We start from the raw sequence: 19,353 nt of genomic DNA, 5'->3' as shown, positions 1-19,353 counted from the left end.
TACGGCCTGCACCGCTTACCACCCCGCTCGCCATCGACCGGGGGAACCTGTGATGCTGGAATTGATCAACGACTTCCTCTGGAGCAAGGTGCTCATCGCCCTGTTGATCGCGGTCGGTGTCGGCTTCACCGTGAGATCCCGCTTCGTCCAGTTTCGCTATTTCACCCGCATGTTCCGCATTCTCGGCGCCAGCCAGGCATTCAAGCGCGACAAGCACGGCCACCTGAGCTCCTTCCAGGCCCTGCTGCTCTCGGTGGCAGGTCGTGTCGGCGGCGGCAACATCGCCGGTGTCGCGGTGGCGATCACCCTGGGCGGACCCGGTGCGATCTTCTGGATGTGGGTAGTGGGCCTGATGGGCATGGCCACCAGCTTCCTCGAGTGCACACTGGCCCAGGCCTACAAGACGGCACAGCCGGACGGCACCTATCGCGGCGGCCCGGCCTATTACATCGCCCACGGCCTCGGCCGCCGCTGGAAGTGGCTCGCCGGCGTCTACTCGGTGCTGCTGCTGGTCACCTTCGGCTTCGGCTTCACGGCGCTGCAGTCCTATGCCGTGGCGACCTCCTTCGATGATGCCTTCGGCGTCCCGGTTCTCTACACCGGCCTGGGCATGGCCGTGATCGTCGGCCTGATCATCTTCGGCGGCATCAAGCGCATCGCCCGTGTCACCGAGGTGCTGGTGCCGGTAATGGCCATCGGCTACCTGTTGATCGCCATCGTGGTCCTGGGCATGAACCTGCCGCGTATCCCCGAAGTCATTATGCTGATCGTCAACAGCGCCTTCGGGCTCGAGCAAGCCGTGGGCGGCGGTATCGGCGCCGCCATCATGATGGGCGTCAAGCGCGGGCTGTTCTCCAACGAGGCGGGGCTCGGCAGCGCACCCAACGTGGCCGCGGTGGCCTATGTGCCGCATCCCGCCAACCAAGGCATCGTCCAGGCCTTCTCGGTGTTCATCGACACCCTGATCCTGTGCTCCTGCACGGCCTTCATCATCCTGCTCAGCGGCGCCTGGGACCCGGCCGGAGGTGCCGAGATCGGCGGCGTGGCACTGACCCAGGTCTCCCTGGCCGACCACGTGGGCGAGTGGGGCCGCAGCTTCGTCAGCATCGCACTGCTGCTGTTCGGCTTCAGCACCATCCTCTACAACTACTACCTGGGCGAGAACAGCCTCAACTTCTTCAGCGAAAGCAACCTCACGCTGTTCAACGTCTTCCGCGTCGCTGTCATCGGCCTGTGCGGCTGGGGCGCGATGACCGATCTGGGCACGGTGTTCGCCTTCGCCGACGTGACCATGGGCTTCCTGGCCCTGGCCAACCTGATCGCCCTGCTCATGCTGTTCAAGCCGGGCCTGCGCATCCTGCGCGACTTCGACGACCAGATCCGCGCCGGTATCCGCCACCCCGTGTTCAATGCCGAGAAGTTCGCCGATCTGGATATCGACCCCGCCGCCTGGGAGATCGAGCCCGAGGATCTGCAGCGACTCAAGCAGTACGGCGAGGCATCGGCGGCCTCCGGCCAGCCGGTGAAGTAACGGTGCGACACCCTGTGTCACAGCCTGCGGCCGGCCCCGATGCTTCGGGGCCGGCCGTTGGGGCTCAGGCCGTGCGAACCCTGTCGGCAAGGGAAGACATGCAGAGCTGGGTAGATAGCATCCACGCACGGGCGCGAACACGGCTCGGCAGCGGACGCGTCGCCAGCTACATCCCGGCACTGGCCCAGCAGGATCCCGAACGACTCGGCATTGCCGTGTATACCAACGCCGGCGAGCTGTATTCCGCCGGCGACGCCGGGGTCCCCTTCTCGATTCAGAGCATCGCCAAGGTGCTGCTGCTCACCCTTGCCCTGCGTACCCACGGCGAGGCGCTGTGGCAGCGGGTGGGCCTGAATCCGTCGGGCATGCCGTTCAACTCCCTGGCCCAACTCGAGGCCGAACGTGGCAAGCCGCGCAACCCTTTCATCAACGCCGGCGCCATCGTGGTCACGGATCGCCTGGTCGGCTCATTCGCCACGCCGGACAAGCACCTCCAGGACGTCGCCAGGCGGCTGTCGGGCAACGTCTCGATCCTGATCGACGCCGAGGTACTGGCCTCGGAGTGGCAACATCGCTCACGCAATGCCGCTGCCGCCTACCTGATGAAGGCATTCGGCAACCTCGACAACGAGGTCGACGAAGTGCTGCGCACCTACTTCTCCTGCTGTGCTCTCTCCATGAGCTGCTCGGATCTGTCCGTCGCCCTGAACTTCCTCGCCGCCGACGGCCACGCTCGGGCCACGGGCGAGCGCTTCGTCTCGCCGGGAATGACGCGCCGGATCAACTCGATCATGTCGACCTGTGGCCTATACGACGCTGCCGGCGACTTCGCCTACCGCGTCGGTTTGCCGGCCAAGAGCGGTGTCGGCGGCGGCATCGTCGCGGTCGTACCGGGCAGGATGACGGTCTGCGCCTGGTCGCCGGCGCTCGACGAGAGCGGCAATTCGGTCGCCGCCCAGTATGCCCTGGAGCTGTTCGCCGAGGAGCTCGACGCCCACCCGCAGGAGGCGTGAAGCCCCCAGCCCGCTTCGTCGACCACGGCCCATGACGCACCCACGGCCGGACGGGTATACTAGCCCGCTCGAACGCGCAGCCATGGCGCTCACCCCCTTCCGTTGCATGCGGCCGGGGGTATTTGCGATCCGGAGCCCGATATGTCCCAAGGTACGCTTTTCATCGTTTCCGCGCCCTCCGGCGCCGGCAAGACCACACTGGTGCGCGAGCTGATCGAGAGTCTCGATGGCATTCAGGTCTCGGTGTCGCATACCACCCGGGGCCAGCGCCGTGGCGAGGTGAACGGCGTCAACTACCACTTCGTCGAGATCGCCGAGTTCGAGGCGATGATCGAGCGCGGCGAGTTCTTCGAGTACGCCCGGGTCTTCGACAACTTCTACGGCACCTCGCGGCCGGCGGTGAAGGCTCTGCTCGAAGCCGGCCAGGACGTGATCCTGGAGATCGACTGGCAAGGTGCGCGCCAGGTCCGCGAACGGATGCCCGACGCGGTATCGATCTTCATCCTGCCGCCCTCGCGCGACGAGCTGGAGCGCCGCCTGGCCAGCCGCGGCACCGACGAGCACGCCACCATCGCCCGGCGCATGCGCGATGCGGTCAGCGAGATGTCGCACTACGACGAGTACGACTACCTGGTGATCAACGACGACTTCACCACCGCCCTGCGCGAGCTGCAGTCGCTGGTGATCAGCCGGCGCCTGAGCCTGGCCCGGGTGCAGGAGTCGCATGGCCCGCTGTTGGCGGCGCTTTTGTCTTAACAGCCGCGGCGCTTGTCATGATAGTCGCGGGTGTTCGTCCCGACTCCCGGCCTCAGGCGCTTGTCACAGCCGCCGGGCGTCGAGTAATCTAGTCTGTCCAGTTCCATTTCGGTGCTCCGGCCCTAGGCGGAGCCCTCACTGTTTCGGGAAGTACCCAATTATGGCGCGTGTCACCGTCGAAGATTGTCTGGAAAATGTCGAAAACCGCTTCAAGCTGGTGATGATCTCCACCCAGCGCGCGCGTCAGCTGTCGCGCGGTTCGCGCGACGCCCAGCTGCCGTGGGAGAACGACAAGCCTACCGTGATGGCGCTGCGCGAGATTGCCGCCGGCCTGGTCGATCACACCGTGCTTGACGAGCCGATCGAGGCACCTGTCAGGATTCGTCGCGAAAGCGATTCTGGCATGTCCTTCGAGGAGTAAGGCTGTCACCCAAGGCGCGCTAATGTTCACCATCGACGACCTGGCCGACAGACTCGGCGGCTACCTTCCTCCCGACGAGATCCAGCAGGTCAAGCGCGCCTTCTACTACGCCGAGCAGGCCCATGACGGCCAGCGCCGGCGCTCCGGCGAACCCTATGTGACCCATCCGCTCGCCGTGGCCAACATCCTCGCCAACATGCACATGGACCATCAGAGCCTGATGTCGGCCATGCTGCACGACGTAATCGAGGACACCGGCGTGTCCAAGGAAGCGCTTGCCGAGCAGTTCGGCAAGCCGGTAGCGGAGCTGGTCGACGGCGTCTCGAAGCTGACCCAGATCACCTTCGAGGACAAGGCGGTCGCCCAGGCCGAGAATTTCCAGAAGATGGTGCTGGCAATGTCCAAGGACATTCGCGTCATCATCGTCAAGCTCGCCGATCGCCTGCACAACATGCGCACCCTGGGGGCTCTACGCCCCGAGAAGAAACGCCGCATCGCCCGCGAGACGCTGGAGATCTATGCCCGCATCGCCAGCCGCCTGGGTATCAATACCATTCGCGTGGAACTCGAGGACCTGTCGTTCCAGGCGCTGCACCCGATGCGCGCCGAACGCATCAAGCGCGCCGTCTCCAGCGCCCGCGGCCACCGCCGTTCGGCGATTCGCCAGGTCCAGAGCACGCTGCAGAAGAGCCTCGACGACGACGGCCTGCCCGGCACCGTGGTCGGCCGCCAGAAGCACCTGCTGTCGATCTACAAGAAGATGCGCGACCAGCGCAAGCCGTTCGCCGAGATCATGGACGTGTTCGGCTTTCGCATCATCACCGAGGACGTCGACAGCTGCTATCGCATTCTCGGCGTGGTCCACAACCTCTACAAGCCGGTCCCGGGGCGTTTCAAGGACTACATTGCCATTCCCAAGGCCAACGGCTACCAGAGCCTGCACACCACCCTGTTCGGCAGCGGCGGCATGCCCATCGAGGTACAGATCCGCACCCGTGAGATGGAGGCCATGGCCAACAACGGCATCGCCGCCCACTGGCTCTACAAGGCCGGCCAGACCGACCATCCCATCGCCGAGGGCAGCCACGCCCGCGCCCGGGAGTGGGTCAAGGGCCTGCTCGAGATGCAGCGCCACGCCGGCGACTCGCTGGAGTTCATCGAACACGTCAAGAACGACCTGTTCCCCGACGACATCTATGTGTTCACGCCCCGCGGCGACATCATGGAGCTGCCCCAGGGCGCCACGGTGATCGACTTCGCCTATACGGTGCACACCGACATCGGCAACAGCTGTATCGCCTGTCGCATCGACCGTCACCTGGCGCCGCTCTCCACCCGCCTGGAGAGCGGCCAGACGCTGGAGATCATCACCGCGCCCGGGGCACGCCCCAACCTGGCCTGGCTTAACTTCGTGGTCACCGCCAAGGCGCGCTCGGCGATCCGCCACGCGCTCAAGCACCAGCAGCATACCGAGGCGGTGCAACTCGGCCGGCGCCTGCTCAACAAGGCCCTGGCCGATTTCGAGACCAGCCTGGAGGAGCTGCCGGAGAGCGTGGTACCGGAGTTACTCGAGGAGTTGTCACTGAAGGGTGACGAAAGCCTGCTCGAATCGATCGGACTCGGCACCCGGGTGGCCCACGTGGTGGCGCGGCGCCTGGTCGACCTGATGCACGGAGACATGGCCGATGCCGGCGAGCGGACTCTCGCCCCCCAGGGCGGTCCCATCGTGATCAGCGGCGCCGAGGGTATGGTCATCAAGTTCGCCCGCTGCTGCCACCCGCTACCGGGCGACCCGGTGGTCGGCCACCTGTCGGTGGGCAAGGGCATCGTGGTGCACCGTACCGAATGTCGCAATCTCGACGAACTCCAGGGCGACCCCGACAAGCTGTTCGCCTTGGAGTGGTCCGACGAGATTAGCGAAGACTTCCCGGTGGCCCTGCGCATCGAGATCGAGAGCCGCCGCGGGCTGGTAGCCGAACTCGCCAGCCTGGTCACCGACGCCGATGCCAACATCGAGCGGGTCGGCATCGAGGAGCGCGACGCCAGGCTCTCCATCGTGCACCTGACCCTGGCGGTGCGCGATCGCGTGCACCTGGCACGCATCATCAAACGCATCCGCAATCTGTCACACGTCGGCAAGATCACCCGCGTCGGCAATTGAACCCGTTTTGGCCCGTTCGCCGCCGACCGCGGCGAACGGGCCTTTCATTGACCCTTGCCATGCAGTACATGAACACCACAAGGAGATCCTCATGAGCAACAAGGCCGTCATCAATACCGACAAGGCGCCCGCCGCCATCGGCCCCTACTCCCAGGCCATCAAGGCCGGCAACACCGTCTATCTTTCCGGCCAGATCCCCCTCGACCCGGCTACCATGGAGCTGGTTTCCGACGACTTCGAGGCCCAGGCCCGCCAGGTCTTCACCAACCTCAAGGCGGTATGCGAGGAAGCGGCCGGCTCGCTCGGCGAGATCGTCAAGCTCAACCTCTACCTGGTCGACCTGGGCAATTTCGCCATCGTCAACCAGGTCATGGAGGAGTTCTTCGATAAGCCCTATCCGGCCCGCGCCGCGGTGGGCGTCAAGGCGCTGCCCAAGGGTGCCCAGTTTGAGGCCGAAGCTGTAATGGTCATCGGCGACTAAGAGCCATGAGGCTCTTCCTGGCACTGACCCCACCGCCCGAGCTGCGAGAGCGGCTCGGCGAGCTGGCGGATGTCGCCCACGCCCGCTGCGGCGGGCGGCGTATGCCCGATGAGAGCCTGCATTTGACCTTGGCCTTCCTCGGCGAAGTGGAGGAGGTCAAAGCGACCGAGCTGGTCGAGTGGGCACAGTGCCTGACCATCGAACCTGGCAGGTGGCACATCGAGCGCTGGGGCAGCTTTCGGCGGCCCGGTATCGTCTGGGTCGGTGGGAGCAAACCCGACCCGGCACTGGAGCGTCTGCAGGGCAGGGTCTGGGGTGACCTCGAATCATTCGGGTTGGGCACTCGCCCTGCCAGCTTCATCCCCCACGTCACCCTGCTGCGACACGCCGTCACACTCGACTTGGCAGGTTTTGCCGCCATCGACCTGGCGTGGTCTTATAATCAGTTAGAGCTGATTGAATCGATCATCGATGAGCGGGGCGCTCACTACCGGTCCCTGGCTGTCTCGCAGGGCTGAGCTTCAAGGACGAAGGCGCACCAAGATGATGACCGCATGAACTTTTGGTGCACAAGCAAGGTGGAGGGCAAGGTGCTTCGTGTAAAGACCGCCATGATCGGCCTACTCGCCTGTGTGGCCATGGCAAGTGGCCAGCCCAGCCTGGCCGACCTTTATCTCGAGGGTGGCATCACCAGTGAGACCGCCGCCGCCGCCCGCATCGAACTCGATACCTTGATTGGCCTCGATCGCCTGCATCCGCAGCTCGACCTGCGTCTGGCTACCGGTCTGTTGCTGCTGCAAGGCCAGCAAGAGGACTACAACGCCGCCTGGCTGGCGACACCGGCGCTGCGCTGGACCTTCGGCGAGAGCGGAAAAGTCTTCGTCGAAGGTGGCATCGGCGCGGCGCTGATGCTTCATACACGACATGAATCACGCGAACTCGGCAGCGCCTTCCAGTTTCAGGATCGCCTGGCACTGGGCACATTGCTGGGAGCGGGCGAGCTGATACTGAGCCTCACCCACTACTCCAACGCCGGTATCAAGCGACCCAACGACGGCTTCGAACTTCTCGGCCTGGGCTATCGCCTGCCGCTCTAGGTGCGCCCGCTGCTCATATCCAACCCAGCTCGATACCGCGTAGTACGGCACGCACGCGGTCGCGCACGCCGAGCTTGGAAAGAATGCTGGAGACCTGGTTCTTCACCGTGCCTTCGGCGGTCCCCAGCGCCTGCGCCACTTCGCGATTGTTGCAGCCGCTGGCCATGAGGCGCAGGATTTCGCTCTCCCGAGAGGTCAATTGGCAAGGTAGGTCGAGGCAGTCGAAACCCGCCCCCGTTTCCTTCACTCCCTGGGTTACTCGCTCCGTGATCGTTGGCCGTATTGCCAGACCGCCATCGGCGACCTGCCGAATATCGGCCGCCAGCCGCTCCAGCGAGACATCCTTGAGCAGGAAGCCGCGGGCACCGGCACGAATGCCGGCAAGAAGTGCGTCGTCATCGTCGAAAGTGGTGAGCAGGATGGTCGGTGGCAAGCGCCCCTCCTCGTGCAAGCGGCTCAGGACCGCAACGCCGCCGAGCCCCGGCATGCGCACGTCGAGCAGCATCACGTCGGGCTCCCGTTCGCCAACCAGGGCGATCGCCTCCTCCCCGCTCGCGGCCTCGCCGACCACCTCGATGTCCGGCGTCAGGCCGAGCAGGCCGGCAATACCGCTGCGTACCAGGTGCTGGTCATCTACCAACAGCACACGAATCATTTTTCCCCCCATGGTCCGGTAACCACAACCCAACCTGATAGCCGCTGCCCGGGCGTGTTTCGATCACCAGGCTACCGCCGGCCTCCTCGATCCGTTCGCGCATACCGGAAAGACCATTGCCGGGCACGACCCTGGCGGCCCCCCTGCCGTCGTCGACGATGGCCACATGAATGCCTCCGGCCTTGCACGCTACGGTAACTTCGACCCTGCTGGCCTGCGCATGACGAATGGCATTGGAGAGCGCCTCCTGTACACCGCGAAAGATGGCATGCGCCGTTGACGGGTCACGTACCCGGCAACGAGGGTCGTAATTGAGCTCGACACGCGGCCCAGGCATGCCCGCACAAAGCGTCTTCAGGGTGTTGAAGAGATCGACCGGCGCTTCGAGGCGCTCACGCTCGACGGCCGTCCTGACTTCCCGGTACAGCTCCTTGGCAATGGTCCGAGCCGTTTCCAACGAAGACGCCGCTCGCTCCGGCTGACGGGCGGCAAGATCCAAATGCAGGTTCAGTGCCGCCAGGTGATGACCGAAGCCGTCGTGCAGGTCACGCGAAATGCGTAGGCGCTCGCTGGCGCGGGCACTGTCCGCCAGCAGTTGGCGTGTGGCCGAGAGTTCGGCGTGGGCCTTGGCCAGCCTGACGCGCTGCCGGCGCTCGGCCATGGCAATGCAGCCGAGACAGAAGGCGAACAGCTGCCAGATGAAGAACATCAGGATCGCCACCACCAGCAGGCTCGCCAGGCTGATCGACGGCAGATCAACGCCCGTCATCTCGGCCGCCGCCATGGCAGCTTCCATCGGGTCTGCCATCAGCAGGATCACGCCCCACACCAGCGACTTGAGGGCCGCCTGGGCCAGCAGCCAGGTGAATGCCTTGGGCAGGGAATAGAGGAAGGGCAACTCGGCGGCCACGATCAGCAGCAGCTCTTCATTGACCAGCAGGCCTATCGCAATCTGGGTGACCAGCAACCAGTGCGTGCGAGCATGGCGATAGGCATGGGGCGCCGTCGCCAGGCAGAACGCTACGGCAAAGACGACGAAACCGGCCATCACCAGCGCCTCGCTGAACAGCAGCGCCGCCACGGCATCACCGAACCACTGGCGCACCAGGGTCTCGCCGCTCAGCACGAGGGTCGTATCGTCTTCCGTGGCCAGCTCTTCGTGTACCCGATGCATCACGTAGATCGCCGCACAAGCGATCAGGCATATGGCCCGAAACAGCCCGGTAGGCGAGACGAAGAAACGCATCAGGGCCTCTCGCCCTCGCAGGATCCCATCCCGCCAGTCCGATACCGATGCTCCGGCCGCCATTCACCAACTCTCCTGAATTCGTGGCATCGCAGCTCACCTGACGGGGCACCAACGATGCTGATGCCCGGCAGCATATCAGGCCCGCCCAACGGCAGCGTATGCGAATCGTCACATGACCGGCGCCTGACCGCGGGGACATGTGGGTAGCTTGTGCCGGGCCTATCGTGGTGCCTCGTCGTGGCCGGTCAAAAGATCGGCCCATCATCGAGGAGACACGCATGAAGAAATTCATGGTTGCAGCGGCCTGGCTAGCCGCCATGGCGTCTGCCGGCGCCATGGCGTCTGCCGGCGCCATGGCGCAGGAGCAAGCCGAGGGATCGGGCGTTTTCGTCTACAGCAAGCTCGGCACCTTCGGACTGGGCGCCGGCATCGGCTATGCCATAGACCGCCAACTGGCCCTGCGTCTGGGCATCAACGGCGAGTCCGAATTCAAGGACGATCGCACGCTGGAGGGCGTCGAGTACGAACTCAAGCGCAAGCAGCGCAACGCCGTCGAGGCGCTGGTCGACTGGTACCCCCTGGCGGGCAGCGGCTTTCGCGTGAGCGGAGGATTGCTGTTCGCCAACCCGGAGACCCGCCTTGAAGGCAAGCGCGACAACCAAGGCGGCTACCTCATCAACGGCACGCGTTACTCCGCAGCGGAAGTGGGCGATCTCAAGGGCAAGGTAGAGCACAACCGCGTCGCGCCCTACGTGGGCCTGGGCTGGGAGTCATCACCGGCCTGGCAGCCAGGCTGGCGCTTCATCAGCGACCTGGGCGTCGCCTACTACGGCAGCCGCAGCCCCTCGCTGGAAGCCTCGCGAAGCAGTGGAAACACCGACCTGCGTGCTGACCTTCGCGCCGAACGCGATCGGCTCTCGCTGAAGAAGCAGGACGAGTTCGGCCTGGGCATGTCGATCGGCGTCGCCTACACCTTCTGAACGGCGCCATCCTGCCAGACGACAACGCGGGCGTGGCCCGCGTTGTCGTTCTGGCCCTCGTCAGACCGTCTCTGGCAGGAAACCACCCTCCTGCATCACGTGGGCGTAACCTTCGCGATAGCTGGGGTAGCGGAAGACATAGCCCGTCTCGCGCAGGCGTGTGTTGTCGCAGCGCTTGCTGGAGCGCTTGCGCAGCGGTGCCTGGATCACCTCGGTGGGCTCCACCTTGAGCTGTGCGGCGAGCCATAGCATGACGTCGTGCAGCGGCTCCGCCGCACAGTCGCTGGCCAGGTAGAGGTCGTCGAGCGGCTTGCCTGCCACATCCAGGCCGATCAGGTGAGCCAGCACGCCGGCGCAGTCGTCGCGATGGATGCGATTGGAGTACATGGGCGGGGTCTTCGGTGCAATGCGACCTTCCTGCACCTGGCGGATCAGGCGATCCCGACCCGGCCCGTAGATGCCGGCAAAACGTACCGTGGTGCCGGCCAGTGAGCTCTCGAGCAGAGCCTGCTCGGCCTCGCGCATCACCGTCCCGGAGAAGCCAGCCGCTTCCGCGGGGCTCTCCTCGTCGACCAGCTCGCCCTCCTTCTGCGCGTATACGCTGGTGGAAGAGACGAAGAACAAGCGTTGCGGTGCCGCCTCGCGCCCCTCGTAGGTGCGCAGCACCGCCTTGAGGCCATCGCAATAGGCAGCCCGGTAGGCGGCCTCGTCGAAGCGGTCGGCGCTGAGGATATAGACCACGTAGTCGGCCTCGGGCAGCTCGGCCAAGGCGGTTTCATCGACCAGGTCGAGCGGCAACGGCTCGATGCCGCTTCCTTCAAGCGCCGCCGCGCTGCGGCGCGCCCCGATCACCCGATGTCCGGCCTCCAGCAGCTGCCTGCCCAGCACCATTCCGATGTCGCCACAACCCAGAATCAGTATCGTCTTCTTCAATTTTCTCTCGCCCCCTGATAAAAAGTCCCTATTGAAAGTCATCTATCGCCCGAGAGGATGCCCATGGGGCACCAGACATGACTCTAACAGAACTTCGGTACATCGTAACCTTGGCGCAGGAACGCCACTTCGGCAGGGCGGCTGAACGCTGCTTCGTCTCCCAGCCCACGCTGTCGGTGGCCGTCAAGAAACTCGAGGAAGAACTTGGCGTGGCGCTGTTCGAGCGCTCCAAGTCGACCGTTCAGGTGACGCCGCTGGGCGAGAAGATCGTCGAGCAGGCCCAGCGCGTGCTGGAGCAGAGCAGCGTGATCAAGGAACTGGCCAACTCCGGCAAGGACCAGTTGGCCAGCCCGCTGCGCATCGGTGCCATCTACACCATCGGCCCCTACCTGTTCCCGCACCTGGTGCCCGCGCTGACGCGCAGTGCCCCACAGATGCCGCTGTACATCGAGGAGGGCTTCACCGCCAACCTGCGGCGCAAGCTGCGCAGCGGCGAGCTGGACGCCATTCTCATCGCGCTGCCGTTCACCGAGACCGACGTGGTCACCAAGCCCCTCTACGAAGAGGAGTTCGAGGTGCTGATGCCGGCCGACCACGCCTGGGCCCAGCGCGAATTCATCAACAAGGAAGATCTGCTCAAGGAGCGCCTGTTGCTGCTCGGTGAGGGCCACTGCTTTCGCGACCAGATCCTCGAGGCCTGCCCCGCCATCAGCCATCAGCTCAACAGCCCGAACAATACCCTGACCGCCGAAGGCGGTTCGCTGGAGACGATTCGTCACATGGTCGCTTCCAAGCTCGGCATCACCGTGTTGCCGCGTTCGGCCATCGGCACCGTGCACTATGAAACCGGGCTGCTGATCAGCCGCCCGTTCAAGTCGCCGGCGCCCTCACGCACCGTGGCAATCGCCTGGCGCGCCAGCTTTCCGCGACCCAAGGCAATCGACGCGGTCACCGACGCCATCCAGCAGTGTCACGAGGCGCTTCCCGAATCAGCATGAGCGCAGACACTGACGTTCTCGACGCGCCGGTCACCTCCCTGAAGGGCGTCGGGGAAGCGGTCGCAGTGAAGCTGGCCAGGCTGCGCGTGGAGAGCGTGGCCGACCTGCTGTTTCATTTGCCGCTGCGCTACCAGGACCGCACCCGGATCACGCCGATCGGCACCCTGCGTGCCGGACACGAGGCGGTGGTGGAGGGGGAGGTCTCGGCCAGCGACGTGGTCAAGGGACGCCGACGCAGCCTGCTGGTGCGCCTGCGCGACGGTTCGGGCATCCTCAGCCTGCGCTTCTTCCACTTCTCCCCGGCCCAACAGCAGCAGTTCCGCCCCGGCACCCGGGTACGCTGCTTCGGCGAGGCCCGCGCCGGCGCTACGGGGCTCGAAATCTATCATCCCGAGTATCGCCTGCTCAGCGCCGATGCACCGCCGGTGGAAGATCACCTGACGCCGATCTACCCCACTACCGAGGGGCTCCACCAGGCGCGGCTGCGTTCACTGATCGAGCAGGCCCTGGCCCGACTCGCCGAGGCCCCCGGGGCGCTGCCCGACTGGATCGGCGAGGCGCTGCGCACGCGCTTCGGCCTGCCGGAGCTGCACCACTGCCTGCACGTACTGCACCAGCCGCCCCCCGATGCCGACCCTGAGCGGCTCTCCGACGGCAAGCATCCCGCCACCCGACGCCTGGCGCTGGAGGAGCTGCTCGCTCATCGCCTGAGCCTGCAGCAGGTACGCCAGCAGATCCAGCAGGACGGTGCCCCGGCGCTGCCCAGCGGGCGCGGCCTGCAGGCACGCTTCCTCACCCAGTTGCCGTTCTCGCTGACCGGTGCCCAGCGCCGCGTGCTCGACGAGATCAGTGCGGATCTGGCCCGCGAGGTGCCCATGCTGCGCCTGGTGCAGGGCGACGTGGGTTCGGGCAAGACGGTGGTGGCCGCCATGGCGGCGCTCTCAGCCATCGCCGGCGACTGCCAGGCGGCCATGATGGCGCCCACCGAGATACTCGCCGAGCAGCACTATCGCACGCTCAAGGCGTGGTTCGCCCCGCTCGGCATCGAAGTGGCGTGGCTGTCCGGCAAGCTCAAGGGCAAGACGCGCCTCGACACCAAGGCGGCTATCCTGGACGGCCGCGCGCGCATGGTGGTGGGCACCCACGCGTTGTTTCAGGGTGACGTGCATTTCCAGCGCCTGGGGCTCGCCATCATCGACGAGCAGCACCGCTTCGGCGTGCACCAGCGCCTGGCGCTGCGCGAAAAGGGCGAAGCCGGCGGCCTGACGCCCCATCAGCTGGTGATGACCGCCACGCCGATACCGCGCACCCTGGCGATGAGCGCCTATGCCGACCTCGACGTCTCGATCATCGACGAGCTGCCGCCCGGGCGCACCCCGGTGAAAACGGTGGTGGTACCCGATGAGCGCCGCCCCGAAGTGGTCGCGCGCATTCGCCACGCCTGTGCCGAGGGCCGCCAGGCCTACTGGGTCTGCACCCTGATCGAAGAGTCCGACGCACTGCAGTGCCAGGCCGCCGAGGCGACCCGCGACGAGCTCACCGAGGCGTTGCCGGAGCTTGCCATCGGCCTGGTGCACGGGCGCATGAAGCCCGCTGAGAAGGCCACGGTAATGGAGAATTTCAAGGCCGGCGAACTCGACCTGCTGGTGGCCACCACGGTGATCGAGGTCGGCGTCGACGTACCCAACGCCAGCCTGATGATCATCGAGAACCCGGAACGCCTGGGGCTTTCGCAGCTGCACCAGCTGCGTGGCCGGGTCGGCCGCGGCAAGAGCGAGAGCTTCTGCGTGCTGCTCTACCATGGGCCACTGTCGGCCCACTCCCGCGAACGCCTGGCGGTGATGCGCGAGACCACCGACGGCTTCCGCATCGCCGAGAAGGATCTTGAGCTGCGTGGCCCCGGTGAAGTGCTGGGAACCCGCCAGACCGGGCTGGCGCAGATGAAGATCGCCGACCTGGAGCGCGACACCGACCTCTTGGAACGGGTCGCGCCCTTGGCCGAGGCGCTGCTGGCCAGCCAACCCGAGGCCAGCCGGCCGCTGATCCGCCGCTGGCTGGGTGAGGAAGCGGGCCGCTACGGGCAGGTGTAGCCAGACTCAGCCGGCGCCCACCGCGGCAGCGGTTTCACCTCGCTCGTCGCGCACCGCAATCAGGCGCTCGGCGGCTTCGGTCAGCGGCTCGAGCTGTTGGGTGATCAACAGCAATTGCGTATGCATGGGCCGGTAGCCCTCCTCCTCCCACTCCGGCGGCTTGCCTTCGAGCCGCGCCACCAATGCCTCTCGCGCTTCCTCCAGCCCGGCGGTCGGTACGCGTCGAGTCAGATGATCCGCCAGCATCGCCAGGTAGTCGGCGATGCGCTGCCCCTCGGGCAGCAGCCGGGCATCGTGCGCCTCCTCGCCGAGCCGATGCCGATGGGATCCCAGCGCCGAAAGGTAGCTCAGCAGCGTATGCGACAGCACCAGGAAGCGGAAGCCGTCATCGGCGACACGCTTGCGGTAGGGCTCGGGCTCCTGCAGCACATTGGCCAGCAGGGTCGACAGCGCCGCATCGGCGTTGTGCGCATTGCGCCGTGCCAGGCGGTAAGCGAGATCATCCTGCTTGCCGCTGGCGTACTGGTGCAGGATCTCTTCCAGATAGCGACGATTGGCCCCGAGCGCGTTGGCCGCCTCGCGATGCAAGCGTCGCCCCTGCCAATCGGGCAGGATGAAGAACACCGCCACGCCGGCGATCAGCGCGCCGATCAGGGTATCGAACAGCCGTGGCCAGATCAGGTCGAAGCCGTCGCCAACCTGATTGAAGCTGCAAAGCACCAGCAGGGTGATGGCGGCGGTGGCAATGACGTAGTGCTTCTCACGGGTGGCGAAGAAGGTCACGCCGGCGATCACCGCGATCAGGATCTGCAACAGGGCACTTGGGAACAGCGTGATCGACGCCCAGCCGACCAGCAGCCCCAGCACGGTACCGGCGATGCGCTGGGTCATGAAGCGCCGGGTGGCGGCGAAGTTTGGGCGGCAGACGAACAGCGTGGTGAGCAGGATCCAGAAACCTTGGGTGGGATGGATCAGCTGGAGCAGGCCGTATCCCGCCAGCAGCGCAACGGGCAAGCGAATGGCATGACGAAAGGTGGGCGAGCCTACCGTCAGGTTGAGGCGCACCCGCTCCCAGGCCTCCGTCACGCTTTCGGGCGATCGGTTGAACAGCGCCGCATCGCTCGGGTCGTCGCCGGCATCGGGGTTGTATCCCGTGGCCAGCCGCTCTTCGAGGGTGGCGAGGTTGTCAGCCAAGGCGTTGAGCGGATACATCAGCTCCCGCCATGCCGGATTGCGCATGGCCCGCAGGTGGTCGATGGAGGCACGCAGGTCGGCGAGTGCCTGCTCGCTCTGGTCGTGCTCGAAGGGCCGGTTGAGCAGCAGTGCCTTGCCCAGCCGCTTGCACGCTTGTCCTTGCTGGTCGAGCAAGCGCTGACAGCGAAACAGCACGTCGTGGTGGAAGAAGGCCTCGGTCAGCCGGGCATAGGGGTAGTGCGTGGAGCTGGCGCGCTCGTGGATCTCCTGGGCAATGAAGTAGATGCGCAGGTAGCGATTGAGCTTACCCTCGCCGCGCTGCCCCTCGAGCCGGCGGAAGATCATCTCCTTGGCCTGGTTGAGCGCCGTCACTACCCTGCCGTTCTGCCGTGCCAGCGCCAGGCGGCGCGCCTCGATATCGATGCCGCGCAGCGGTTCGAACAGCGTCGCCTTGAGGATCAGATACTTACCCAGCTCGCGATAGAGCTGGGCCATGCTCTGCTTGACCGGCTGGCGCGAGAAGAGCGCGCACCAGATCACCGAGATCGCGCCGTACCAGGCCGCCCCCGAAAGGATCAGCAAGGTCTGGCCCCAATCGCCCGCCTGTGGCACGCCGCCGTGGTGCTCGATATTGATCATGGTATAGATCGACAGAATCAAGGTGCCGGAGGCGATGGTGGCGTAGCGCTGCCCTACGGCCCCGAGCATGATCAGCACGAAGGTCGCCACGCCCAGCCCCAGGGCGAACAGCCACGGCCAGGGAAACAGCCAGCGCACCACGAGCGCCGCCGTGGCGAAGCAGACCAGCGTGACAGCGAGCGCCTGCAGGCGGCCCTGCCAGCTGTCATCGGTTTCCGACAGCGCGCTGGCAATGATGCCCAGGAACAGCGGAATCACCAGGGTGATGTCGGCCAGCGCCCAGCTCAGCAGCAGTGCCCCGCTGAAGGCGAGGAAGACCCGCAGGCTGTAGGCGAACTTGTCCAGCGTCCACAGACGCCGCAGTGAAAGCGATAGCGAGGTCGGCATAGGGCTCGTGGGCGTTATTGTTGGTGAAGTGCCATTCTACCTCATTAGACTTTCGTATAAATCAACGATGCCGTGCGGTGCGTGTCGCCTCTTCAGCACTGTAACCGCAGCGTGTAGCAATAATGAGAACATGCAGCGCCTACCATTGGAACACGCTCCTTTTCGATACTCGAAGCGTCCCATACCACGACAAGGACAAACCAATGGACATGAAACTGCTGCTCGACTGGCGCCTGCACCTGACGGTGGTCCTGGCGTCGCTGCTTGCCGAGTGGATCGGCATATTGCGCATACCCCTGGGCCCCGGCACCTTGTTGCTGCTGCCGCTGTTCTACGCCTTCATCGTCGGCGTGCTGTTCAACCCGCACCTGTTCTCCGGCATGCAGCGGATCATTCCCAAACGGGTCAGCAATGCTGCCGGCCCGCTGATCATGATCTCCATCCTGCCCTTCATCGCCAAGTTCGGTTCCACCATCGGCCCGGCCATCGAACAGATCATTGCCGCCGGACCGGCGCTGATCCTGCAGGAGCTCGGCAACCTCGGCACCATGCTGCTGGCGCTGCCTTTCGCCGTGCTGGTACTGCGCATGGGCCGCGAGGCCATCGGTGCCACCTACTCCATCGCCCGCGAACCCAACATCGCCATCATCTCCGACAAGTACGGCCTGAGAAGCCCCGAGGGCATCGGCATCATGGGCGTCTACGTGGTAGGCACCATGTTCGGCACCCTCTACTTCGCGCTGATGGCCGGCTACCTCGCCTCGCTGGATATCCTCGATATCCGTGCCCTGGCCATGGCCTGCGGCGTGGGCAGCGGCAGTATGGTAGCGGCCTGTTCCGGCGCCCTGGCCGAGGCGGCTCCCCACCTGCGCGACGAATTGCTCGCCTTCTCCGGTGCCAGCAACCTGTTGACGTACGCCACCGGCCTCTACGTCTCCCTGTTCATCGCCCTTCCCGTTGCCGAATGGCTCTACAAGCGCCTGGGTGGCGCCATGCTCAAGGAGGCCCGCCATGAAAAGCTCTGATACCGCCACACCGACCGGCGGTTTCGACGCCGCCACACTGCAGGAACTGCGCCCCGAGCAGCAGCTCGGCAAGACCGCCCTGCTGCTGGCCGTGGTATGCGTGGCCGCCTGGATTGCCAACATGGTCAATGGCGCCCCGCTGCTTCAGGCGCTGCCCGGTATGGTCATCCTCTACGGCATGGTCATCATCGGCATGGTCATTGGCCGCTTCGCGCCGTTCTACCTGCCCAGCGTAGCCTGGGTCTCGCTGGTCAGCATCATCATGACGCTGCCCTTCTTCCCCGGCAGCGCCTGGGTCGTCGAGCGCCTCGCCCACGTCAACTTCCTGGCCGTGGTGACCCCGGTGCTGGCCTATGCCGGCCTGGCGCTGACCGGACGCGAATTCACCATGTTCCGGCAGACCGGCTGGAAGCTGGTCATCGTCTCGCTGCTGGTGTTCACCGGCACCTTCGTCTCTTCGGCGTTCATCGCCCACCTGATCCTCTGAGGAGCCCATTCATGGATGACAACCTGCTGCCGACCCAGGAGCGCCTCACGGCCTGGCGCCACGATTTCCATCGCCACCCGGAAACCGCCTTCGAGGAGCATCGCACCGCCGGGCGCATCACCGATCTCCTGCGCCAAGCCGGCCTCGAAGTCGTCACCGGCCTGGCTGGCGGCACGGGTGTCGTGGCGATGCTCGACGGCAGGCGCGGCCCCGGACGCGCCATCGGCCTACGCGCCGATATCGATGCCCTCGACGTCGAGGAGGCCAACGATTTCGCCCATGCCTCCAACACGCCGGGCAAGATGCACGCCTGCGGCCACGACGGCCACACCACCATGCTGCTGGGAGCGGCCTGTGCGCTGGCCGCCGACCCCGATTTCGCCGGGCGGGTCTACTTCATCTTCCAACCGGCTGAAGAGAGCGAGGGTGGCGGCCGCGTGATGGTCGAGGAAGGGCTCTTCGAGCGCTTCCCCATGGACGCCGTGTATGGCCTGCACAACTGGCCGGGGCTGGCCGTGGGCGAGGCGGCAGTACACGACGGTGCGGTGATGGCGGCCTTCGATGTCTTCACCCTTCGGCTCAGCGGGCACGGCTGCCATGCCGCCATGCCACACCTGGGCAGCGACACCCTCCTGGCCGCCTGCCAGCTCGTCACCCAACTGCAGGGGCTGATCAGCCGCGAGACACCGCCGCACCAGAGTGCGGTGCTCAGCGTCACCCAGTTCCACGCCGGCGACGCCTTCAACGTGATCCCGGAAACGGTGGAGCTGCGCGGCACCCTGCGCTGCTTCGATGCCGAGCTGCGCGCCCATCTGCAGCAACGCTTCCGCGAGGCCGTAGAGGCGGTGGCCGGCTTCCACGGCCTCAGGGTCGAGCTCGCCTACGAGCCGCGCTATCCCGCCACGATCAACGCGCCAGAGCATGCGGCGCGCTGCGCCGAGGTGCTCGAGGCGCTGCCGGGCATCACCCGCGTGCATCGCGACCTGCCGCCGAGCATGGCCTCGGAGGACTTCGCCTTCATGCTGGAAGCGTGCCCCGGCGCCTACATCTGGCTCGGCAACGGCGTATGGAGCGCGGCACTGCACAACCCGCACTACGACTTCAACGACGCCATCGCCCCGCTCGGCGTGGCCTATTGGCAGGCCCTGGTCAGGACTCTGCTCAACGACTGACGGCGGTACTCCCCGCCCTGTTCGAGTAGGCCGCTGCCCCGCTGCGGCCCGGACACGCGCACGCGCCAAACGACACCTACCGTC

18 protein-coding genes are annotated in these 19,353 nt (G+C 65.7%); 14 read left to right on the top strand and 4 right to left on the bottom strand.

The genetic code is table 11. The features are described 5' to 3' along the window. Positions 1-52: 52 nt before the first annotated feature. From SPH52_RS13715 to SPH52_RS13680, 8 genes are all read left to right on the top strand, one after another. A complete protein-coding gene (locus SPH52_RS13715) occupies positions 53-1,531 on the top strand; it encodes an alanine/glycine:cation symporter family protein (protein WP_411795590.1) in 1,479 nt (492 codons plus the stop codon). Between the two features lie 98 nt (positions 1,532-1,629). After that, on the top strand, positions 1,630-2,544 hold the full coding sequence (gene glsB, locus SPH52_RS13710; protein WP_411795589.1) for a glutaminase B: 915 nt from the start codon (positions 1,630-1,632) through the stop codon (positions 2,542-2,544). A gap of 141 nt (positions 2,545-2,685) precedes the next feature. Further along, on the top strand, positions 2,686-3,300 hold the full coding sequence (gene gmk, locus SPH52_RS13705) for a guanylate kinase (RefSeq protein WP_411795588.1): 615 nt from the start codon (positions 2,686-2,688) through the stop codon (positions 3,298-3,300). Between the two features lie 160 nt (positions 3,301-3,460). Further along, positions 3,461-3,721, top strand: coding sequence for a DNA-directed RNA polymerase subunit omega (rpoZ, locus tag SPH52_RS13700; RefSeq protein ID WP_411795587.1), 261 nt, complete (start codon positions 3,461-3,463; stop codon positions 3,719-3,721). A gap of 22 nt (positions 3,722-3,743) precedes the next feature. Next, entirely contained in the window at positions 3,744-5,882 is a 2,139-nt protein-coding gene (locus SPH52_RS13695) for a RelA/SpoT family protein (RefSeq protein WP_411795586.1), read from the top strand. Between the two features lie 91 nt (positions 5,883-5,973). Next, entirely contained in the window at positions 5,974-6,363 is a 390-nt protein-coding gene (locus tag SPH52_RS13690) for a RidA family protein (RefSeq protein WP_234289248.1), read from the top strand. A 5-nt stretch (positions 6,364-6,368) separates the two neighbouring features. Continuing rightward, entirely contained in the window at positions 6,369-6,881 is a 513-nt protein-coding gene (thpR, locus tag SPH52_RS13685) for an RNA 2',3'-cyclic phosphodiesterase (RefSeq protein ID WP_411795585.1), read from the top strand. Between the two features lie 72 nt (positions 6,882-6,953). Continuing rightward, complete coding sequence (locus SPH52_RS13680; protein ID WP_411795584.1) at positions 6,954-7,460, top strand: acyloxyacyl hydrolase; 507 nt, start codon at positions 6,954-6,956, stop codon at positions 7,458-7,460. A 13-nt stretch (positions 7,461-7,473) separates the two neighbouring features. Here SPH52_RS13680 and SPH52_RS13675 read toward each other — a convergent pair whose 3' ends face one another. Both SPH52_RS13675 and SPH52_RS13670 read right to left on the bottom strand, forming a co-directional pair. Then, positions 7,474-8,115, bottom strand: coding sequence for a response regulator (locus SPH52_RS13675; RefSeq protein WP_411795583.1), 642 nt, complete (start codon positions 8,113-8,115; stop codon positions 7,474-7,476). Next, positions 8,090-9,424 (bottom strand): sensor histidine kinase, encoded by a 1,335-nt coding sequence (locus tag SPH52_RS13670; RefSeq protein WP_411795582.1) that lies wholly within the window; start codon positions 9,422-9,424, stop codon positions 8,090-8,092. The genes SPH52_RS13675 and SPH52_RS13670 overlap by 26 nt, the downstream gene beginning before the upstream one ends. Positions 9,425-9,642: 218 nt before the next feature. On the opposite strand from SPH52_RS13670, the gene SPH52_RS13665 reads away from it, so the two are divergent. Next, complete coding sequence (locus SPH52_RS13665) at positions 9,643-10,344, top strand: hypothetical protein (RefSeq protein ID WP_411795581.1); 702 nt, start codon at positions 9,643-9,645, stop codon at positions 10,342-10,344. Between the two features lie 60 nt (positions 10,345-10,404). Here the strand turns inward: SPH52_RS13665 and SPH52_RS13660 are convergent, their stop codons facing one another. Beyond that, positions 10,405-11,277 (bottom strand): NAD(P)H-binding protein, encoded by an 873-nt coding sequence (locus tag SPH52_RS13660; RefSeq protein WP_411795580.1) that lies wholly within the window; start codon positions 11,275-11,277, stop codon positions 10,405-10,407. A 77-nt stretch (positions 11,278-11,354) separates the two neighbouring features. On the opposite strand from SPH52_RS13660, the gene SPH52_RS13655 reads away from it, so the two are divergent. Together SPH52_RS13655 and recG are read left to right on the top strand one after the other, a co-directional pair. After that, positions 11,355-12,275 (top strand): hydrogen peroxide-inducible genes activator, encoded by a 921-nt coding sequence (locus SPH52_RS13655; RefSeq protein ID WP_411795579.1) that lies wholly within the window; start codon positions 11,355-11,357, stop codon positions 12,273-12,275. Next, positions 12,185-14,365 (top strand): ATP-dependent DNA helicase RecG, encoded by a 2,181-nt coding sequence (gene recG / locus SPH52_RS13650; RefSeq protein ID WP_411795701.1) that lies wholly within the window; start codon positions 12,185-12,187, stop codon positions 14,363-14,365. Before SPH52_RS13655 ends, recG begins: the two co-directional genes overlap by 91 nt. A 6-nt stretch (positions 14,366-14,371) precedes the next feature. Here recG and yccS read toward each other — a convergent pair whose 3' ends face one another. Further along, positions 14,372-16,585 (bottom strand): YccS family putative transporter, encoded by a 2,214-nt coding sequence (gene yccS, locus SPH52_RS13645; protein WP_411795578.1) that lies wholly within the window; start codon positions 16,583-16,585, stop codon positions 14,372-14,374. A gap of 203 nt (positions 16,586-16,788) precedes the next feature. Between yccS and SPH52_RS13640 the strand changes: the two genes are divergently transcribed. From SPH52_RS13640 to SPH52_RS13630, 3 genes are read left to right on the top strand one after another with little or no spacing between them, the layout of a single operon-like run. Beyond that, positions 16,789-17,610 (top strand): DUF3100 domain-containing protein, encoded by an 822-nt coding sequence (locus SPH52_RS13640; protein WP_411795577.1) that lies wholly within the window; start codon positions 16,789-16,791, stop codon positions 17,608-17,610. Further along, on the top strand, positions 17,597-18,097 hold the full coding sequence (locus SPH52_RS13635) for a hypothetical protein (protein ID WP_411795576.1): 501 nt from the start codon (positions 17,597-17,599) through the stop codon (positions 18,095-18,097). The genes SPH52_RS13640 and SPH52_RS13635 overlap by 14 nt, the downstream gene beginning before the upstream one ends. 11 nt (positions 18,098-18,108) lie before the next feature. Next, positions 18,109-19,269: a M20 aminoacylase family protein gene (locus SPH52_RS13630; RefSeq protein ID WP_411795575.1), complete on the top strand. Its 1,161-nt coding sequence runs from the start codon at positions 18,109-18,111 to the stop codon at positions 19,267-19,269. Positions 19,270-19,353 lie beyond the last annotated feature (84 nt).

The organism is Halomonas sp. A29 (assembly GCF_046723295.1).
Taxonomy (GTDB): domain Bacteria; phylum Pseudomonadota; class Gammaproteobacteria; order Pseudomonadales; family Halomonadaceae; genus Halomonas.
The sequence above is the reverse complement of the archived record's forward strand: the minus strand, read 5'-3'. Positions and strand labels throughout refer to the sequence as shown.